The organism is Flavobacterium sp. (assembly GCF_024305175.1).
GTDB lineage: Bacteria > Bacteroidota > Bacteroidia > Flavobacteriales > Flavobacteriaceae > Flavobacterium.
Genome location: NZ_JAMWYY010000021.1, coordinates 32,194 through 49,973, shown reverse-complemented (window position 1 = coordinate 49,973; position 17,780 = coordinate 32,194). Strand labels below are relative to the sequence as shown.

17 protein-coding genes are annotated in these 17,780 nt (G+C 41.1%); 8 read left to right on the top strand and 9 right to left on the bottom strand.

Annotated features, from left to right (window positions below; all coding sequences use genetic code 11):
• Positions 1–96 precede the first annotated feature (96 nt).
• The gene (gene hflX, locus Q0K96_RS07235) at positions 97–1,326 is read left to right on the top strand and encodes a GTPase HflX (protein ID WP_297333334.1); all 1,230 of its coding nucleotides are present in this window, start codon (positions 97–99) and stop codon (positions 1,324–1,326) included.
• A 64-nt stretch (positions 1,327–1,390) separates the two neighbouring features.
• Here the strand turns inward: hflX and Q0K96_RS07230 are convergent, their stop codons facing one another.
• Genes Q0K96_RS07230 through Q0K96_RS07220 form a run of 3 tightly spaced genes read right to left on the bottom strand, consistent with a single transcriptional unit; the run spans position 1,391 to position 3,086 of the window.
• Positions 1,391–1,741 carry a SnoaL-like domain-containing protein gene (locus Q0K96_RS07230; protein WP_297333333.1) on the bottom strand — a complete coding sequence of 117 codons (351 nt, stop codon included), beginning with the start codon at positions 1,739–1,741 and terminating at the stop codon, positions 1,391–1,393.
• Between the two features lie 17 nt (positions 1,742–1,758).
• Positions 1,759–2,352 carry a peroxiredoxin family protein gene (locus Q0K96_RS07225; RefSeq protein ID WP_297333332.1) on the bottom strand — a complete coding sequence of 198 codons (594 nt, stop codon included), beginning with the start codon at positions 2,350–2,352 and terminating at the stop codon, positions 1,759–1,761.
• A gap of 17 nt (positions 2,353–2,369) precedes the next feature.
• A complete protein-coding gene (locus tag Q0K96_RS07220; RefSeq protein ID WP_297333331.1) occupies positions 2,370–3,086 on the bottom strand; it encodes an SDR family oxidoreductase in 717 nt (238 codons plus the stop codon).
• A gap of 91 nt (positions 3,087–3,177) precedes the next feature.
• Between Q0K96_RS07220 and Q0K96_RS07215 the strand changes: the two genes are divergently transcribed.
• Positions 3,178–3,552 carry a helix-turn-helix domain-containing protein gene (locus tag Q0K96_RS07215; RefSeq protein ID WP_297333330.1) on the top strand — a complete coding sequence of 125 codons (375 nt, stop codon included), beginning with the start codon at positions 3,178–3,180 and terminating at the stop codon, positions 3,550–3,552.
• 62 nt (positions 3,553–3,614) lie between these two features.
• On the opposite strand, the gene Q0K96_RS07210 is transcribed toward Q0K96_RS07215, so the two are convergent.
• Together Q0K96_RS07210 and Q0K96_RS07205 are read right to left on the bottom strand one after the other, a co-directional pair.
• The gene (locus tag Q0K96_RS07210) at positions 3,615–5,030 is read right to left on the bottom strand and encodes a DUF5689 domain-containing protein (protein ID WP_297333329.1); all 1,416 of its coding nucleotides are present in this window, start codon (positions 5,028–5,030) and stop codon (positions 3,615–3,617) included.
• A gap of 17 nt (positions 5,031–5,047) precedes the next feature.
• Positions 5,048–7,876: a TonB-dependent receptor gene (locus Q0K96_RS07205; protein ID WP_297333328.1), complete on the bottom strand. Its 2,829-nt coding sequence runs from the start codon at positions 7,874–7,876 to the stop codon at positions 5,048–5,050.
• A gap of 139 nt (positions 7,877–8,015) precedes the next feature.
• Between Q0K96_RS07205 and Q0K96_RS07200 the strand changes: the two genes are divergently transcribed.
• The 3 genes from Q0K96_RS07200 to Q0K96_RS07190 all read left to right on the top strand — a co-directional run bounded on the left by Q0K96_RS07200 (position 8,016) and on the right by Q0K96_RS07190 (position 11,403).
• Entirely contained in the window at positions 8,016–9,110 is a 1,095-nt protein-coding gene (locus Q0K96_RS07200) for an endonuclease/exonuclease/phosphatase family protein (RefSeq protein WP_297333327.1), read from the top strand.
• A gap of 84 nt (positions 9,111–9,194) precedes the next feature.
• The gene (locus Q0K96_RS07195) at positions 9,195–9,728 is read left to right on the top strand and encodes a 3-hydroxyanthranilate 3,4-dioxygenase (RefSeq protein ID WP_297333336.1); all 534 of its coding nucleotides are present in this window, start codon (positions 9,195–9,197) and stop codon (positions 9,726–9,728) included.
• Between the two features lie 127 nt (positions 9,729–9,855).
• Positions 9,856–11,403: an aldehyde dehydrogenase family protein gene (locus tag Q0K96_RS07190; RefSeq protein ID WP_297333326.1), complete on the top strand. Its 1,548-nt coding sequence runs from the start codon at positions 9,856–9,858 to the stop codon at positions 11,401–11,403.
• 82 nt (positions 11,404–11,485) lie between these two features.
• Here Q0K96_RS07190 and Q0K96_RS07185 read toward each other — a convergent pair whose 3' ends face one another.
• The 4 genes from Q0K96_RS07185 to egtB form a co-directional block, all read right to left on the bottom strand.
• Positions 11,486–11,755, bottom strand: a complete 270-nt coding sequence (locus Q0K96_RS07185; protein WP_297333325.1) for a hypothetical protein — start codon at positions 11,753–11,755, stop codon at positions 11,486–11,488.
• A 30-nt stretch (positions 11,756–11,785) separates the two neighbouring features.
• On the bottom strand, positions 11,786–12,427 hold the full coding sequence (locus Q0K96_RS07180; RefSeq protein ID WP_297333324.1) for a KilA-N domain-containing protein: 642 nt from the start codon (positions 12,425–12,427) through the stop codon (positions 11,786–11,788).
• A gap of 81 nt (positions 12,428–12,508) precedes the next feature.
• A complete protein-coding gene (locus tag Q0K96_RS07175) occupies positions 12,509–13,471 on the bottom strand; it encodes an L-histidine N(alpha)-methyltransferase (protein ID WP_297333323.1) in 963 nt (320 codons plus the stop codon).
• Between the two features lie 6 nt (positions 13,472–13,477).
• Entirely contained in the window at positions 13,478–14,623 is a 1,146-nt protein-coding gene (egtB, locus tag Q0K96_RS07170; RefSeq protein WP_297333322.1) for an ergothioneine biosynthesis protein EgtB, read from the bottom strand.
• 143 nt (positions 14,624–14,766) lie between these two features.
• Here egtB and Q0K96_RS07165 point away from each other — a divergent pair, with 143 nt between their 5' ends.
• The 3 genes from Q0K96_RS07165 (at position 14,767) to Q0K96_RS07155 (ending at position 17,709) form a co-directional block, all read left to right on the top strand.
• Positions 14,767–15,141, top strand: a complete 375-nt coding sequence (locus Q0K96_RS07165; protein WP_297333321.1) for a carboxypeptidase-like regulatory domain-containing protein — start codon at positions 14,767–14,769, stop codon at positions 15,139–15,141.
• A gap of 533 nt (positions 15,142–15,674) precedes the next feature.
• Positions 15,675–17,087, top strand: a complete 1,413-nt coding sequence (locus Q0K96_RS07160; RefSeq protein ID WP_297333320.1) for a PcfJ domain-containing protein — start codon at positions 15,675–15,677, stop codon at positions 17,085–17,087.
• Positions 17,088–17,166: 79 nt separating this feature from the next.
• Positions 17,167–17,709 carry a hypothetical protein gene (locus Q0K96_RS07155; RefSeq protein ID WP_297333319.1) on the top strand — a complete coding sequence of 181 codons (543 nt, stop codon included), beginning with the start codon at positions 17,167–17,169 and terminating at the stop codon, positions 17,707–17,709.
• Positions 17,710–17,780 lie beyond the last annotated feature (71 nt).

Here is a 17,780-nt window from a genome sequence, read left to right as displayed (position 1 = left end):
AAATTTAACATTACTGAAGTAAACAGTTTGTTTATAAACAATAATATAAAAATGTGAGTGTTGTTTTTTGTATTTTTGTTATTTATGTAAAAAATTATGCTGGAGAAAGAAACTATTAATTTTGAGAAAACGGTTATTGCAGGCGTTGTAACGCAGGAGCAGAGTGAGGATAAGCTTACCGAATATCTTGATGAACTTGAATTTTTAACCTTTACCGCAGGTGGCGAAGTGGTAAAAAGGTTTTCACAAAAAATGGATAAACCCAATCCTAAAACCTTTTTAGGGACAGGAAAAATAGAGGAGATACACACCTATGTTAAAGAACATGATGTAAAAACTGTAATTTTTGATGACGAACTCTCGCCGGCACAGCAAAAAAACCTGAATAAGATACTGGACTGCAAAGTGCTTGACCGTACTAACCTTATCCTTGATATTTTTGCACAGCGTGCCGAAACCAGCTATGCCCGCACACAGGTTGAGCTGGCACAGTGCCAGTATTTGCTGCCACGCCTTAGCGGTATGTGGACGCACCTTGAGCGCCAAAGGGGTGGTATTGGTATGCGTGGCCCCGGTGAAACAGAGATTGAAACCGACAGGCGTATTGTGCGCGACAGGATTGCCCTGCTGAAAGACAAAATTAAAACTATTGACAGGCAAATGTCGGTGCAGCGCAGCAACAGGGGTGCTTTGGTAAGGGTGGCCCTTGTGGGTTACACCAACGTAGGTAAATCTACACTCATGAATGTTATTAGCAAAAGCGAGGTTTTTGTAGAGAACAAGCTTTTTGCTACGCTTGATACAACTGTCAGGAAAGTAGTGATAAAGAACCTGCCGTTCCTGCTTAGCGATACTGTTGGGTTTATCAGGAAGCTGCCTACCCAGCTTATCGAGTCATTCAAGAGTACGCTTGACGAAGTTAGGGAAGCCGATTTACTGCTGCATGTTGTGGATATTTCGCATCCGGAATTTGAAGACCATATACAATCGGTTAATAGTATCCTTAAAGAAATAAAATCTGACGACAAGCCAACTATAATGGTATTCAATAAGATTGATGCTTATATGCCGCTTACCATTGATGAAGATGACCTTGTAACTGAGAGGACGACAAGGCATTACTCTTTAGAGGAATGGAAAGCTACATGGATGGCCAATGTGGGTGAAAACAATGCCCTGTTTATTTCTGCAATAAATAAAGAGAATATGGAGGAGTTCCGTCAAAAGGTTTATGAGGCTGTAAGGCAAATACATATTACCCGTTTCCCCTATAATAACTTTTTGTATCCGGATTATAACGAGAACAGTGCAACGGAAGAGGAATAGACATAAATATACATTAAAAAAGCGGCTAGGTTTTGCCCTAACCGCTTTTTATTATGCTGTACATTTAAGCAAAGAACCTTTCTTTGATAATTTTACCGTCTTCCCAATCCTGTATAGCCACCTCTGTAACCTTAAACGGTTTACACTCAACATCAAAATCGAACGACCAAACAATAAAACTCCTGTTCCCTTTTACAATTTTACCTGCACACGAGAAATCTCTTACGTTTGAGATTTTTGAAGAAAAACTGCGCCCGTTCTCAATATTTTGAGACATTCCTGTAACGGGTACTCCATCAAGATCTGTTTTTTCGATATCCTGATGATAAAATTTTTCAAAGGCCACTTCCCATTGACCTCCAACAGCTAATGATACCAGCTCATCAATCCAAACTGAAATATGTTGCTCTGACATTTTTTGGATTTTTAAATTTATAAATTCTGTAAAAGTTCTTTAACCGTTACCCGGTTGTTACTGTTAGGATGCGAATAAGGCAAAGTATTGAAATAGCGGTATATAATTGTACCATCAGTATCAATTATAAATGCCGAAGGTCTGGGTAAATAATTGCCGTTGCTGACGTTATTACCCACTACATCAATGTTATACTGATTATGTATGGCATCCATATCTTTGGTTACTTTAAATGCCACCTTGAATGCTTTTGATATTTTCAAACCTTCATCACTTAAAACAGTAAAAGTTGCCTTCGATTTACTAACGGTCTTCTTAATCCCATCGGCACCTTCTGGAGAAATGGCGATGACCGATACATTTCTGTCTGTTAATAATTGTAAGGAGTCCTGCAAACTTTTTACTGCCCTACTACAATTCGGGCACCAGTAGCCACGATAAAATAATATTACCACCTTACCTTTTTTTAAAGCATCTTTCAGCGTAACTACATTGCCATTCTGATCTTTTGCTTTAAAATCAGGTGCTTTTTCGCCAACCTTCAAACCGCTTTGTGCAAAAGCAAAAGCCGAGATCATTACTATTAGCACTACAAAAATTAATCTTTTCATTTTTTATTTTTGAATTATTAAACTAATCGTGAACCACCGTCAATATGGATTACCTCACCCGTTACAGAGGCATTCGACATTAAAAAGATAACTGCAGAGGCTACCTCTTCCGGAGACGCTATTTTTTTAACGGGAAGCGTTTTCGCAATGCCTGCCAAAACAGTAGTTTTGTTATCACCCATAATTTCGTCCCACATAGGGGTGTCGGTATAACCGGGCGAAACCGCATTAAAGCGGATGTGCGGGAACTCCATCACTAATACGCGGGCTAACTGCTCTGCCGAGGCTGTACCTAAGCCCGAAACCCACGCTCCGGCAATAGGCCTGTCGGTAGATACTCCTCCTGTAAAAATAATTGAACCTCCAGCATTCATTTTTGCGATGGCAGCCTTAACTACCCTCAGGCTTCCCAGCAATCGGGTATTAAAGCCTTGAAGCTTCTCTTCCAGCACACCATCAGTAAGTGCTCCCAGTGCGGTGCTGCCTGCTGCAATGTAAATGTGTTCGATACCTGATAAACTTTCAAAAAAAGCATTTACCTGATGCTCATCATTAACCTCCAACTCAAAACCTGTTACGGTACTGCCAATGTTTTTGGCAACAGTTTCGGCTTTTGCCTTATCACGGCTGGTTAGAATAACGTTATTCCCTAAATTAAAAGCCATTTCGGCAACAGCCCTGCCAATTCCCGAACTGCCGCCGATAACAATAATTTTTTTGTTTGTTACATTCATTTCAAATAAAGTTGAATTAATAATAGCACAAAGTTTAAGTTAATTATATTTGCACACAAATAATATGGTACATACAATAAAGTGCGTGTAAATGAGAAAAGAAACCTCGACTAATTTTATAAATGAGCAGTCTATAACTTTTGACTGCCCAATAGCCTCTACCCTTAAAGTAGTGGGTGGCAGGTGGAAACTGATGATACTGTGGAATTTGAAAAACAAATCCCTAAGGTATAAGGAATTGCACCGGGCTATACCGAATATTTCTGAAAAAATGCTTACCCAACAGTTAAGTGTACTGGCAGATGACGGCTGGGTAATAAAAAAAGATTATGGTGAAATACCCCCTCGTACGGAGTATAGCCTTTCGGAATTAGGAACATCATTTATTCCGATATTGCAGCATATTTATGATTGGGGTATCTCAAACAATATTGTAGATTTGGTCAATACAAAATATGCAGAATGACTAATCCTAAAATAAAAAGGGTGGCTCAACGGCCACCCTTTATTTATATGCTGTAAGCAGTATTAGTTTACACCGCTAACTGTAAGGTTATCTATCTGGAAAGCACCGTCAAGAGTTGTATCAGTACCTGAGCCTGTAACTTTAAAGCCAATGTGTACCTGGCCTGAGAAGCCTGAAAGGTCTATAACACCAGAGTTTACAAACTCATACCAAGCTGTAGCGCTTGTTGGTAAAGTAGCCTGGTCAGTAACGTTTACTTTAGTTGCGCTAGCAATATCAGTACCGTTAAAGTTACTGATGATGAATATTTCAAGCTTATTACCGTCTGCGTCAACATCAAGGTGGTGCTGTGCTGTTTCAAATGTAAAGGTAACATTGCTGTAGTCATCAAGGTTAATAGCAGGAGTTATCATCCAAACCTCGTTAAGAGTGCTTCCTGAACCAAACGGGCTGAATTCGGCATAGCCATTTTCCTGGAATACTTTTTCTCTCCATAACCAAACACCTGATTCAGCAATGTTATACCAACCGTCAAAGTTAAAGTTAGTGTTGTTTTCTGCAGACTGGAAATCTTCAGTAAAGAACGGGTCGCCCACTTCAACCGGCAGCTCGCCAATTCTCTCGCCGTCAAGGTTAATATCAGTTGCATAACGGGATACAAACTGGTAGGTAGTGTTAAACTTGGTAAGGATACCTGTAATGCTGCCATTACCTGTTGCAACCTGTGTACCGGCGTAGTCTGCAAAAGAACCTGTCCTGAAAGGCAGTGTATATGTCTCCTCTTCAGAGTTGGTTATGTAAGTTAGGGTTTGCCCGCCTGCATCAACGTTTGCAGCATTGTAGTACGTCTGGTTAAGTGAACCATCAGTAAACTGAACGCCCTCAAAACGGATAAGCCTGCCTATGTAGCTATCGTTGATCTGGCTAAGGTCTGTTATTACATTTACAAGTTTAGATTCCTCAATAACTGTACAAGCCCTGAAAATATGGTTTGCATAAAGCTCAGCAGGTATCTGGCCAACGTTGTTGCCAAAAAGAGCCCCTATCTGAAGGGTGTTGCTCCTTATTTGTGTATAAAGGCCATCAAGCTTAATATAAACTTTTCTTCCCACACCATAGTCAGTAAACAGGTCTGTCTGGTTTACCTGTATAGAGAAACCAATGTTACCGGCACGCAGTTCACCATTTCCATCAGTAACAATGTTGTTAAGGTAAATGGTCTTGTAAAAGTTACCGCCTTTATCGCTCGATACTACTACAGCCTCTATATAATCATCAGCATTTTCATCTGCAGCCTGGTAAAGGGTAGCAACACTTGTAGCCTGGCTATATAGTTGTTCAACAGTTTTAGTTGCAGTAATAGAAGGTTCTGTACACTCCAGTGCAGGAATGTTGTAATCGTCATCATTAACACAGCTGGTAAGGGTACCTGCTGCAAGCGCCATGAATAAAATTGATTTTAAAAATTTAGTTTTCATATCTAATTTTTGTTTAATTAAAAGTTGAGATAAAGGTTTACGAAATAGTTCCTTCCGTAACCGAAAAAGTATTTAGGGCCAAAAGAACGTGCAGGGCCTGCCATATCTTGGCTAAGCTGCCTGTAGTTGGCATTCCTTGCCTGCTCAAAACCACCTGTTTTATATGAGAAATCAAACACGTTGTTTATGCTTGCAAATATACCAAGGGTCTTATCACCAATCCTCCAAGACTTACCGCCTGTAAGGTTAATGATGGTGGCAGGGTCTAATTTTTCCTGCTTCAGCAATTGCCTTGCACCGGCTTCTGTAGCTTCAGGGAAAGGATACCCATTAACATCTTCATTGTTTATAAAGAAGTTATCTGTCCTTAATAACGGCGAAATATCTATATAATTGTCGGCAAGGTAGTTAACGCTTGCACCTATCCACCAGTAATGCGGATCCCTGTACTCAAGGTCAAACGAGTAAGCCTGCTGCGGCATGCCCGGCTGCTTATAATCTTTCATTGTAGAGCGTCCGAAATCTATAGTAGAGCGGAAGTTATCAACATTAAGCTTTACGTTAGGGTCGCTGTTAAAGGTATATTGCCCGTAAGCTGCAACCGCAGTAGCCTTAATGGTAGAAGTAATCTGGTATTCTATACCAAGCTCACCACCAATATTTTGCTTGTCTAAGCCGGTAACAATTTCTGCTGCAAAAGCATTGTTAAGCCTTTGGCCTGCCTGTCCGTTAGCTCCGTCTCCTTCAGGAATAACAAGAGCTAGACCTTCTGCATAGTAAAAACTGATGTCGGTTACATCTGTAATCCTCGAGAAGTAACCTGTTATACGTGCCTTTAATTTAGGAGCCCTTATAATATAGCTGATATCTCCACCATAAATTGTTTCGCTTTCAAGGCCTTCAACAATATTGTTATTTAACCTGGCATTGCTAAAGGTGTTCCTTAGTGTTGGTGCCTTTGTCATAAAGATACCGTTAAAGTCGAACATGTGGCGGCCTGTAAATTTATAAGTAAAGCCTCCTTTAAAGCCAAAGTTGTTGAATGTACGCTCTTCGCTTTTACCAAACGAGTTGGTAGAATAGTTACCATTTTGGTAAATACCTTCTCTCTGGTATTCTGTCCATGAATAGTTCTGGGCAAGGTAGAACTCTGTTTTGCCATAGTTGAACCTGAACTGTGTAAAGGCATCTATAATATCGGCAAACAGGTTGTAGTTGTAACCAAACTCATCGCCTACACCCACTACCCTGTTAGGGTTGTTAAGGTCGCTTTGCCTTGCATTACCAATAAGGAAAGGGTCTATATCAAGGTAACCGCTACCGCCTAAAAGGTCTAACAGGTTCTGGAAGTTGTGCGACTTCAGTTTCCTGTATGTGATACCTGCATTTAGCACGATATGGTCTGTAAGCTGAGAGTTTAAGATAGAGTTTGCAGTAAACATACGGTCATCCGTTCTGTCTTCATACAATACTGCAAGGCTTTCTCCGTTCTCAATATTATCCCTGTAAAGCTTATCCCAGTCAATTTGCCTGTTGTTAAGAAACCTTTCTCTTGCAAGGTTTGCATACAGTTGGTTTTCAGGGCTGTCGCCTACATATACAGGCGCTTGGGCATCTGGTGCAGGAAATTCAAATTGTGTAGTATAAAAACTTGGCAGGTTCCTGTAATAAGTAGGATCAGGGTTCCTGGTATAGTTAAAATCGAGCCTGCTGTTACCAATTTTACCAAACTGGTAGGCAATGTTAGTATTAAGCGTGTTCTTCTCGTTTATTTTCCAGTAGTGGCCCAGCATAAAAATAGGCTCCTCTACGTCTTTATCGCGAGAGTTCCTTTTTTCGCCGTTCTGCCATCCCCAGTATGAATTGTACTTTTCGCCTGCAAGGTCTATAACTTCCTGAGTGTTAGGAGAGTTTTTGCCGCGGCTGTTTTGTGCATATATACTGGTAAAGTTAATGCTGTGGTGGTCGTTTATCTTCTTCTCTACGCTCGCAAAGAAAGAGTTTGCATCATAATCGGTACCTTCAAAGTAGCCTTCCTGAGCCCACCTTCTTGAAGCTGAAATTACATAAGCCCAGCCGTTCTCATCCATACCGGAAGCATGGGTTGCCATTGCCCTCCAGCTGTAGTTGGTGTTGGTGCCGGAAAATGATATCCTGCTTCCGGGCCTGAAAGTAGATGCCCTTATGTTTATTTCCTGTGTACCCAATATACCGCCAAAAGTATAATCAGATGCATCAGAACCTATGGTAAACTCTTGGTTACGTGTTACATCGTTAAGGCCACCCCAGTTACTCCATTGCGGCCTTCCGTCATAAAGTTTATCCATTGGCACACCATTTATCATGGTTTTACCATATTCGTTGTCAAGTCCCCTAACGCGGAACCTTGCCTGTCCAAAATCAAAAGCGGCAGCCTGCATAAAAATATCCCTCGATGCCTGCAATAATCCCGCTGTACTTTCAGAGTTCCCGTTATCATCTCCCAAATCACTCTCTGTCAGCGTTATAAGGCTTAGCTGTTGTTCAGAGGTAATGTCCTGTTCAAGCGCAACAATACCAATATCAAGTGTCTGGCCCTCTGTTACCTGCAGTGTAAATGTCTGGGTAACATAGCCCGTGCTCCCTACAGTAAGGGTAAGGTTGCCTGTAGCAGCTTTTTCAAAGGTAAATACACCCTGCACGTTAGTAAGTGCAGTCTGGTTTGTTCCTTCAAGAGTTGCCACAACATTCTGGATAGGCTGCTGCGTTTTTGAATCGACTACTTTACCCGTTATCAATGCCGTTTGCTGCGACCATGCCACAACAGCCTGCACTGTGAGTAAAAGGCTGAATACTAGTTTTTTCATAGATAAAATTAAATTATTTCCTTTTTTGTCAAGTTAAATATTTCTTAACGGGCGCAAATGTACACCAATTAAAATAATTAACTACTTTTGGCACCTGTTTTGTTATAAAACTTGATGTTAAATTAATATATGTTAAATAATGATTAGAAAATCAAATGTCCTGTTTTTTGTGTTATTCTCATATTTTGCTGCATTTGCACAGCAAAAACAGTATAAAGTGCATACAATTGCGTTTTATAACTGCGAGAACCTGTTCGACACGACTAACGACCCGAAGATTAATGACGAGGAATGGCTGCCAAGTGGTTCGCAAAGCTGGACACCCGAAAAATACCAAAAAAAACTTGACAACCTTAGTAAGGTAATATCTGAAATAGGCGTGGGAGAAAACCCTAACTCGCCAACTGTTTTAGGTGTGGCGGAAATTGAAAACCGCAAGGTTCTGGAAGACCTGGTTAAACAGCCCTTGCTGGTTAATAAAGATTATGGTATAATCCATTTTGACTCTCCAGATAAAAGGGGTATAGATGTTGGCCTGCTTTACCAGAAGAAGCACTTTAAGCCGACCAGCTATAAAAATATACCGCTTATCATTTACCGTAATGCCGAAAATGCTAAGGCTAAGAAAGACGAAGAAGAAAAAACAGATGATAAAACAGAAGCCGATAACCTGGGCAGGGTATATACCCGTGACCAGTTATTAGTTTCGGGACTGCTTGATGGCGAGGAAATACACTTTATAGTAAACCACTGGCCTTCACGCTCGGGCGGAGAAAAGCGCAGCAGCCCCTTTCGTGAGGCAGCAGCAGCGCTAAACAAAAAAATAATTGACTCGCTTTACCAGATAAACCCTAATGCTAAAATCATCACAATGGGCGACCTTAACGATGGCCCATATAATAAAAGTGTGAAAAAAGTGCTTGGCGCACAGGCTAAAAAAGAAGATGTGCAAAAGCAGGGCATGTTTAACCCAATGGAAGAAATGAGCGACAGGGGTATTGGTACACTTGCCTACCGCGATGCATGGGACCTTTTTGACCAGATGATCGTTTCTGAACCGCTAATCCGTAAAGATTACTCTAACTTTACCTTTTGGAAAGCGGGAGTATTCAATAAAGGCTACCTGATGCAAACGTCAGGCCAGTACAAAGGCTACCCTGCCCGTAACTGGAACGGTGTTCCGGGCTACAGCGACCACTTCCCGGTTTACCTGTACCTGATAAAACAGATGTAATTTCCATTACAATATATATAAGGTTAGCTTCGGCTAACCTTTTTTATTTAGTACTTTTAGTACATAATTTTAATGACAACAATTATGGCAGTAATGAAGCCCTTTAACCTTACTAAATGGATAGAAGATAACCGTCACCTGCTTAAACCGCCCGTTGGCAACAAAAACATTTACCCGCTTTCTGAAGATTATATTGTTATGGTAGTAGCCGGCCCAAATGCCCGCAAGGACTATCATTATAATGAAACCGAAGAGCTTTTTTACCAGCTTGAAGGCAGTATTAAAGTAGTAATACAGGAAGACGGCGAGCGAAAGGAAATGGAACTTAATGCCGGCGACATGTACCTGCACCCCGGCGGTGTACCACATTCGCCAAGCAGGAGTGAGGGGAGCATAGGTTTGGTTATAGAACGCAAAAGAGCAGGCAAAGGCTATACCGATGGTTTGCTATGGTTTTGCGAGAACTGTAACAACAAACTGCATGAGGTATATTTTGAGCTGAATGATATCGAAAAAGATTTTTTGCCGCATTTCGAACATTACTATAATTCCGAAGAGCTGCGCACCTGCGATAAATGCGGTACTTTAATGGCAACCGACCCTAAATTTGTGAAGTAGTAAACAAAACAGCTCTTTAAATGAAAGATAATTATTTATTAACCCGCTAAACAGGTTAAAATTATCAGAATTATAAAAAAGGGCTATATTTGTGAATTAATAACAATAAACAACATAAAAGTTAAATATGGCAACACTAACCGATAACTTCGGCATACAGGAAGCCCTTGCCAAGCTGGGTATAAAAGAAATTAACGACGGTACTTCTACAGGCAGCAACAGCTTTGCCAATGGCGATATCATAGAATCTTATTCGCCGGTAGATGGTACACTTATAGCAAAAGTAAAAGCATCTACAGAAGAAGATTATGAAACTGCCATGGCAAAAGCAACCGAAGCCTTTAAAAGCTGGAGGCTTGTGCCTGCACCCAAGCGTGGCGAAATTGTGCGCCAAATGGGTGATGAGCTTCGCAAGTATAAAGAGCCACTGGGGCAGCTTGTTTCTTATGAAATGGGTAAGAGCCTGCAGGAAGGCCTTGGCGAAGTACAGGAAATGATTGATATCTGTGATTTTGCAGTGGGCTTATCGCGCCAGTTATACGGGCTTACCATGCACAGCGAAAGGCCAATGCACCGCATGTATGAGCAGTGGCACCCGGTTGGTGTAGTAGGTATCATTTCTGCATTTAACTTTCCTGTGGCAGTGTGGAGCTGGAACTCTATGATTGCCTGGATATGCGGCGATGTGTGTATATGGAAGCCAAGTGAAAAAACACCACTTTGCGGTATAGCCTGCCAGAATATTATTAAAACCGTACTGGAAAGAAATAACGTGCCGGAAGGCGTTAGCTGCCTTATCAACGGCAGGGAAATAGCCGAGCGCATTAATAACGATAAGCGTATTCCGCTTGTGTCGTTTACAGGCTCTACACGTGTGGGCCGCCATGTGTCTAAAACCGTTGCCGAGCGTTTTGGTAATACTATACTGGAGCTTGGCGGTAACAATGCCATAATAGTATCTGAGCACGCCGATATAAACATGGTGCTTGTGGGTGCTGTGTTCGGTGCTGTGGGTACAGCAGGGCAGCGATGCACCACCACAAGGAGGCTTATTATACACGAAAGTATGTATGATAAGACTATAGAGGTGCTTAAGAGTGCTTACGCACAACTTAAAATAGGCAACCCGTTGGACAGCAATAACCACGTTGGCCCGCTTATTGATAAAGACTCTGTAAGCAACTATCTTAACGCCATAGAAAAGGCTAAAGCCGAAGGCGGTAAAGTAATTGTAGAAGGTGGTGTTATGCAGGGCGACGGCTACGAAAGCGGCTGCTATGTAAAGCCATGCATTATAGAAGCCCAAAATAATTTTGAGATAGTACAGCACGAAACGTTTGCCCCGATACTGTATGTAATGAAATACAGCAAGCTTGAAGATGCTATTGCTATGCAGAATGACGTTCCGCAGGGATTATCTTCTTCTATCTTTACCCAGAATATGAGGGAGATGGAACTTTTCCTTAGCCAGGCGGGTTCTGACTGTGGTATTGCAAACGTAAACATAGGAACATCCGGCGCTGAAATTGGCGGAGCTTTTGGTGGTGAAAAAGAAACAGGCGGTGGCCGCGAAAGTGGTTCTGATGCATGGAAAGCTTACATGAGAAGGCAAACAAACACCATTAACTACGGTTCTGAACTGCCATTGGCACAGGGTATCCGTTTTGATTTGTAATTCATCATCTTATATTATAAAGTATTTAATGCAAAAGGCAGCCCGTTGGGGCTGCCTTTTGTTATATATTACATGCCTCTTTTTAAATTTTCTTTTGTTTAGTAAACTCTGAAAGTGCTTGTTGGTTTTTTTCTAAAATATTTTTAGATGATTCATTTTCTAATTGCTCACCAGTTTTGTCTTTAGCTTCAAGGTAAGTGCTATTATTTTGTTTTCTTATTGCTTTTATTATATCTACTTTTTTAAGTTGTTCTAGTTGATCTTTAGCAGTTTTTAACAAGATATTATATCGATTTTGTTTTGTAGCATTAAGTTTTATCATCTCAGCATTGAGTGATTCAAGATTAGACATAACAGTTAGTTCATTGATGCTTGCAAAGTCTCATATGTTTTTCTTGTTCAATGCATGATGTGGGTTGGCGTCTTTCCACTCTTTGGCAGTACACCCGAAAAGCGCTAAGTTTAGTAAATCGGCTTCCTTAGCGTATTCAATACCTCTCTTTTCGATGGGTAAAGTACTATGAGGTATTATATGTTTTTGAATCGCATCAGTATGTATATTATAATTTACTTTTGTTAATACTCTTTTTACATCCCATTCTAGATTATACGTATTTTGTTCAACTTCTTTTAATCGTTGATATTCTTTTACTATATATAGTTGAAACATTGGGCTTATCCACATACCGAAATTAAATGCGATATCTTTATGAGCATAAGTGCCTCCGTATCTCCCCGTTTTTGCTTTGATACAAGTTATGTTAGCTTTTTCTACTAAATCTTTGACGCTAACCTTGTAGCCGTTTAACCCTGCACCGCTTGTAATTATGGCGAATTCGCCATAATTAAAATTAGGATTATTCATACTTTCCCATGCAGATATGTATTCTAAAGTGTTTCTATTTCTTAACCAATCACTTATAGCAAAATCACCTTCTTTAGCTTTAATCATATCTGTAATACAGATATATTCATCGTCTACAGATATAGCAACATCTTTCACATTAATTGTTTGCCTTACCATTTTAGAATTGTTTAATTTAGTAGTCTAAAGTAATAAATTAAATTCTATTTGATGAAAATTTTCTATCCCGAATTTAATTCTCTACTTCATCCACAAACTATCGGTAAAATAGTGGCGGCAATCCATAAAGTTATGGGTTACAGACAGCCCGGTTTCTTTAGCCAGTTGTTTAATGTCATCAGGATTGTATTTTTGTGACAGCTCCGTCCATATCATTTCATCCTTTTCAAAATAAAAAGTAGTGTTAAGTACAGTGCTATGAAAGTGCTGTTTTTTAAGGCTCACCAGGTAACTGTTAACCTCACCGCTTTTTGGGTTGTAGTCACAGTAAAAATCAAACTGGTCAAGCTTAATGTCAGAATCTAGCTCGTTATTAATACGCTTAAGCAGGTTCATGTTAAACGCCTTAGTAATACCATGCGGGTCGTCATAAGCCTTTTGTATGGTACGCGGATTCTTTTTTAAATCCATGCCCATCAGCAGCATATCTCCTTTGTGCATACCGTCATTAAATTTCTTAAGCAGGTTTACCGCGTCTTCATGCTTGTAATTGCCAATGTTGCCGCCTAAAAACAGGAAGAGGTTAGGTTTATTGTTTTGTGAAATACTGTCCAGTATCTCAAAATAGTCGCCGGTTTGCGGCTGCATATCTATATCGGGTAAAACCGCCCTTACATTTTTTTCGAGCGTATCTATAGCTTCCTGAGAAATATCAATGGGTATATAGGTAAAACTTGCACCTTTAGCCATAAAAGTACCCAGCAGGTGGCGCGTTTTCATGCCGTCGCCACTGCCAAACTCTACAATATTAAATTCTGTACCGGCAAAAGGCAGTTGCTGCAATATTTTGTCAGATTGCTGCGAAAGTATTTCAAACTCGCACCCGGTAGGGTAGTACTCAGCCATTTTCATGATCTGCATAAAAATACGGCTGCCGTTATCGTCATAAAAATATTTAGACGACAGGTGCTTCTCTTTTGCTGAAAGCCCATCAAGTACGTCTTCGGCGAACGGGGTGGTGGTTATTGTTGTTGCTGTGTTCATGGTTCTTTACTGTTTTTTTACAAGCCGGATGCCGTTAAACTGCCACCGTTCCTGCGGGTGAAAAAAGTTGCGGTAAGTAGCCCGGCTGTGTCCGGGGCTGGTTGCACATGATGCCCCGCGAAGCACCATCTGGTTTATCATGAATTTGCCGTTATACTCGCCAACTGCTCCGTCTGCCTTGGCAAAACCGGGGTAGGGCAGGTATGCGCTGTGTGTCCACTCCCAGCGTTTGCCCCAGTTTAATTTTTCTGAGGCAGCTTCCCATTCAAACTCTGTTGGCAGGCGCATGCCTTTCCATTCAGCATAGGCTGCCGCTTCATAAAAGCTAATGTGCGTAACCATAGCATCGGGGTCTACATCGTTTAGCCCACACATAGTATAATGTTTCCATTGCCCCTTTATTTTGTGCCAGTACATTGGGGCATCAATGCTGTTTTCGTTGAGCCAGGCCCAGCCTTCATCCAGCCAGTAATTAAAATCGGTATAACCGCCGGCTTCCATAAAAGCTATATATTCGGCATTTGTAACCAGTTGATTTGCTATCTCAAAACGGTTCAGATACACCTTGTGCCTGCCGAGCTCGTTATCATAACAAAATCTGTTACCGTTGTAGCCTGTCTCATAAATCCCTTCTTCAATAGTAATAAATCCGCTACTATCATTTGCCTGGCTTTCCCAGTTAATATCTTTATTATATATGGGGAATGTGGGATTACAGCCCAGTATATATTTTATGTCTGTCAATAAAAGCTCCTGGTGCTGCTGCTCGTGGTTAATGCCCAGCATTACAAGTTCGTTTATGCCTTCGTTTTTTAACGCGGCCTCCATATGGTTGTCCACATACTTACGATATTCGTAAACAGCATCAACTCCCGGCCTTGTTATGGCACCCCTGTCGGCCCTGAATGTCCTGTCGCCTATATTGTTATAGTAGCTGTTAAACAGGAAACAGAAATCCTCATCAAAAACCTTATAACCCGGCAGGTGCTTAGTCAAAATAAACTCTTCAAAAAACCAGGTGCTGTGTGCAAGGTGCCATTTGGGCGGACTCACAAATACGGCAGGCTGGGGTATATAATCTTCTGTATGCAGCACGCGGCATATTTCTTCAGTGCGCTGCCTTACAGATAAGTAGTTTTGTAACAGGCTCATTTATACTAGTTATTATTACTAATTTACAAATAATGCATTGCGACTGGTTTTTTCCTACTTATTTTAACCAAAAAATAACAGTTGTAGTACAAGAAGCGCAACCTTTATACAATTACTGCATCTATATCCATAAACACGTACTTATGAAAAAAATAGTTCTTTTTGCAATGATGTTTTCTCTTGTCGTTTCATGCAGCGGCGATGATGATAACAATGATGTTGTTTGTACTGAAGAGGCGCGTGCCGGATTGAACGTAACGGTTAAAGACGCCGAAACCTCAGCATTACTGGGTGAGGGCATAACTGTTGTTGCCAAGGATGGCTTATATACCGAAACACTCCAGTTTCTTGATGCGCCGGCTCAGTTTGTAGGGGCTTGGGAGCGTGCAGGTACTTATACCCTTACTGTTACCGCAGAAGGTTATGAAACCTTTACATCGCAACCGATAGCCGTGGGAGAAGATGAGTGCCATGTTATCAGCGAAATAATAACGGTGCAGCTACAGCCTGCAGACTAACCGGATATTTCTCAATTATTTTAGTACAGCCTTACTATTCAAAGAATTAGATTTAGTATAAATAATCGACAGTTCTTGCATTATTAAGATTTTACTGTACATTTGCACACAAATAAAAAAGAAATAAAAATGCGTTTTACAAAACTTACATATCAGCTTAACGATGCAGGAGAAAGCTTTCTTGCGTTGGCGCCGGGTTTTGTAGCGCAGTTTAGTTTTAAATAGATATTTATAACTTACAAATATATAAGCCCGGAACCGATAAGCTCCGGGCTTTTTTTATGCTATGATTTTAAACATTGCACAACATACAGTATTTAACCCCATAGGGTGCAACTTGCCAATGAGCGGGCTGGACTATCTATGCACTGAACCGGATATTTCCTCTTGAAAGGAGAGAAATGCTTTTGCATAAGCAAAGCCCGGTTCTGTTACAGGAACCGGGCTTTTTATTTTAAAAAGATTAAAACAAAATTATAAACGCATGATAGATTAACAGCAGGATTCAGTTGAATCTGTAAATGCTAAATGTTATGGAAACAACAACACTTAAAACAATGCTGCCGGGCGCAGCGGCCACAGGTTTTACCGATATGGTAAACAGGGCATACAGCCAGCAACAGGTGCTTACAGGCAATAAAGGCACGCTGCAAAGTATTATAGCTGCGCATTTTGCACAAATGAGTGCAACCGGCAATTTGTGGAAGCGTGATACCTTCAGGGCATTATTGCTGCACCTGTATGAACAGCGTTGTTTTAGTGTAGTGCGTATGCCCGATTATATAGAGGTCTTAGCCGCTATGAGTAGCTTTGGCAACAAACTGGTGCGCGAAGTAACAGCTTGGCAAAAAACAGACTGTACCCCCGAAGAACAAATGGCTTCATTAATACGCCACTGCTTTGCAAAATATCCTGTACCGCAGTTTATAGAGCATGTATTTGCTACCGGCAACAAGATACATATGCTTTGGTATGTTCAGCTTGGCAGGGGCGATAGTGTGTTGGCATTAAGTGCCTTCCCGGTAAAGTTTACCAACAGGATGAGCCACTTTTTCAGGCTTACACCTTCGGGTTATACCATAAACCAGGCAATAAGGCGTGCGCAGGCGCTTGGTTATGGCGCTGGCATAGAGCGTGCCGAATTGATGGCATGGAGCATGCTGGCAGATGGTTTTGAGCATGAAGCTTTTTGGAGTGGGGTTATACAATTTATAAGCAATGCAGAGGATGTTATAACCTTGGACAAGTTGCAGGTTGTATTGCAGTATATAGAGAGCCTAAGGGCGTTTCAACCCCAGATGAGTATGCAGGGCCGTACATGGGCAGCTTTGTTGCGGCAGGCTGAAGAATGGCATGCGGAACAGGCAAAAAGGCGTGCGGAAGAAGACCGCCTTTACTGGCCAAAGTCGGGTATAAGAGGTTTGCGTGTAGAAAAGGACGAGGCAGTTTTTACAACAGTTGAACTTACCGATTCTGAGATGTTGCATGAAGAGGGTGCAGAGATGAGCCACTGTGTAGCCAGTTATGATTATGATTGCTATGAGGGGCATATAGCAATATTCTCATTGCGCCGCTACACAAAAGGTGAGGAAGATTTTACCCGTTTGGCCACAGTTGATGTTTCCCTGAGGGAAAGAGAAATCGTTGAAGCTAAAGGTAAGTATAATGCCTACGTTACGGATGATGTACAGGCTTTACTTGTAATGTGGGCTGAACAGGAACACTTGGCTTTAGTGTATGACTATGAAGATGGATTTTATGAGCCTGCACCAGTAGTTGTGCAGCGACCACAGGCAGAAGCTGAGCCGGCATGGATATGGCTGAAACTGGCTTTCTTCATAGTATTAATATCAATGAAAATGTGCAGCAGCAACAGGCAGGAATCTGTATACAGGTTCGAAAAAATGCCGGATGGCTCAGTCAGGCTGGAGCAGTTTGACCGATAGTTTGCAAGGGGCAGATTGCCTGCCCCTTTTATTATTATTATAAAAATATAAATCGCCGAAAGGCAAAATAATATCAGATATGGGCATTAACACCTATGAAGTGATGTACATCCAGGCGAGGGATAATTACCCGTATAACGTGGATGAATGCATTGAGAAATTACAATATGTAATAGCGGCGGATGATGAGCATGCCGGCGCACACTGCCTTATGGGGCAAATTTATGATGAGCAGCTTAACGATTATAAACAGGCAGAGTACTATTACCGTATGGCATTATACCTTGATAAGGAATATACCACTACATACTACTATTACATAAACCTGCTTATTAACCACAACAGGCTCGATGAAGCATTAAGAGTAATTGATATAGGACTTACTGTGCAGGGTATAGATGTTGCCACTATGTATTACTACAAAGGGCTCTTATATGAAAAATATGAGATGTACAGGTCGGCGACAGAATATTATACCGAAGCTAAAAAGCACTGTATGAACAACTATTTCATGAGCCAGCTTGACGAGCAGCTTAAAAGGGTTAAAGACAAAAAAGCACTGCTGAAGAAGTCAGTAAAAAAGGAAGGCAAAAAGTCCAGGAAAAAGGATTCTTCCAACTAAGAACCAGCCGCCTCCGGGCGGCTTTTTTACTTCTAGCTATTAGCTATCAGCTATCAGCTATCAGCTATCAG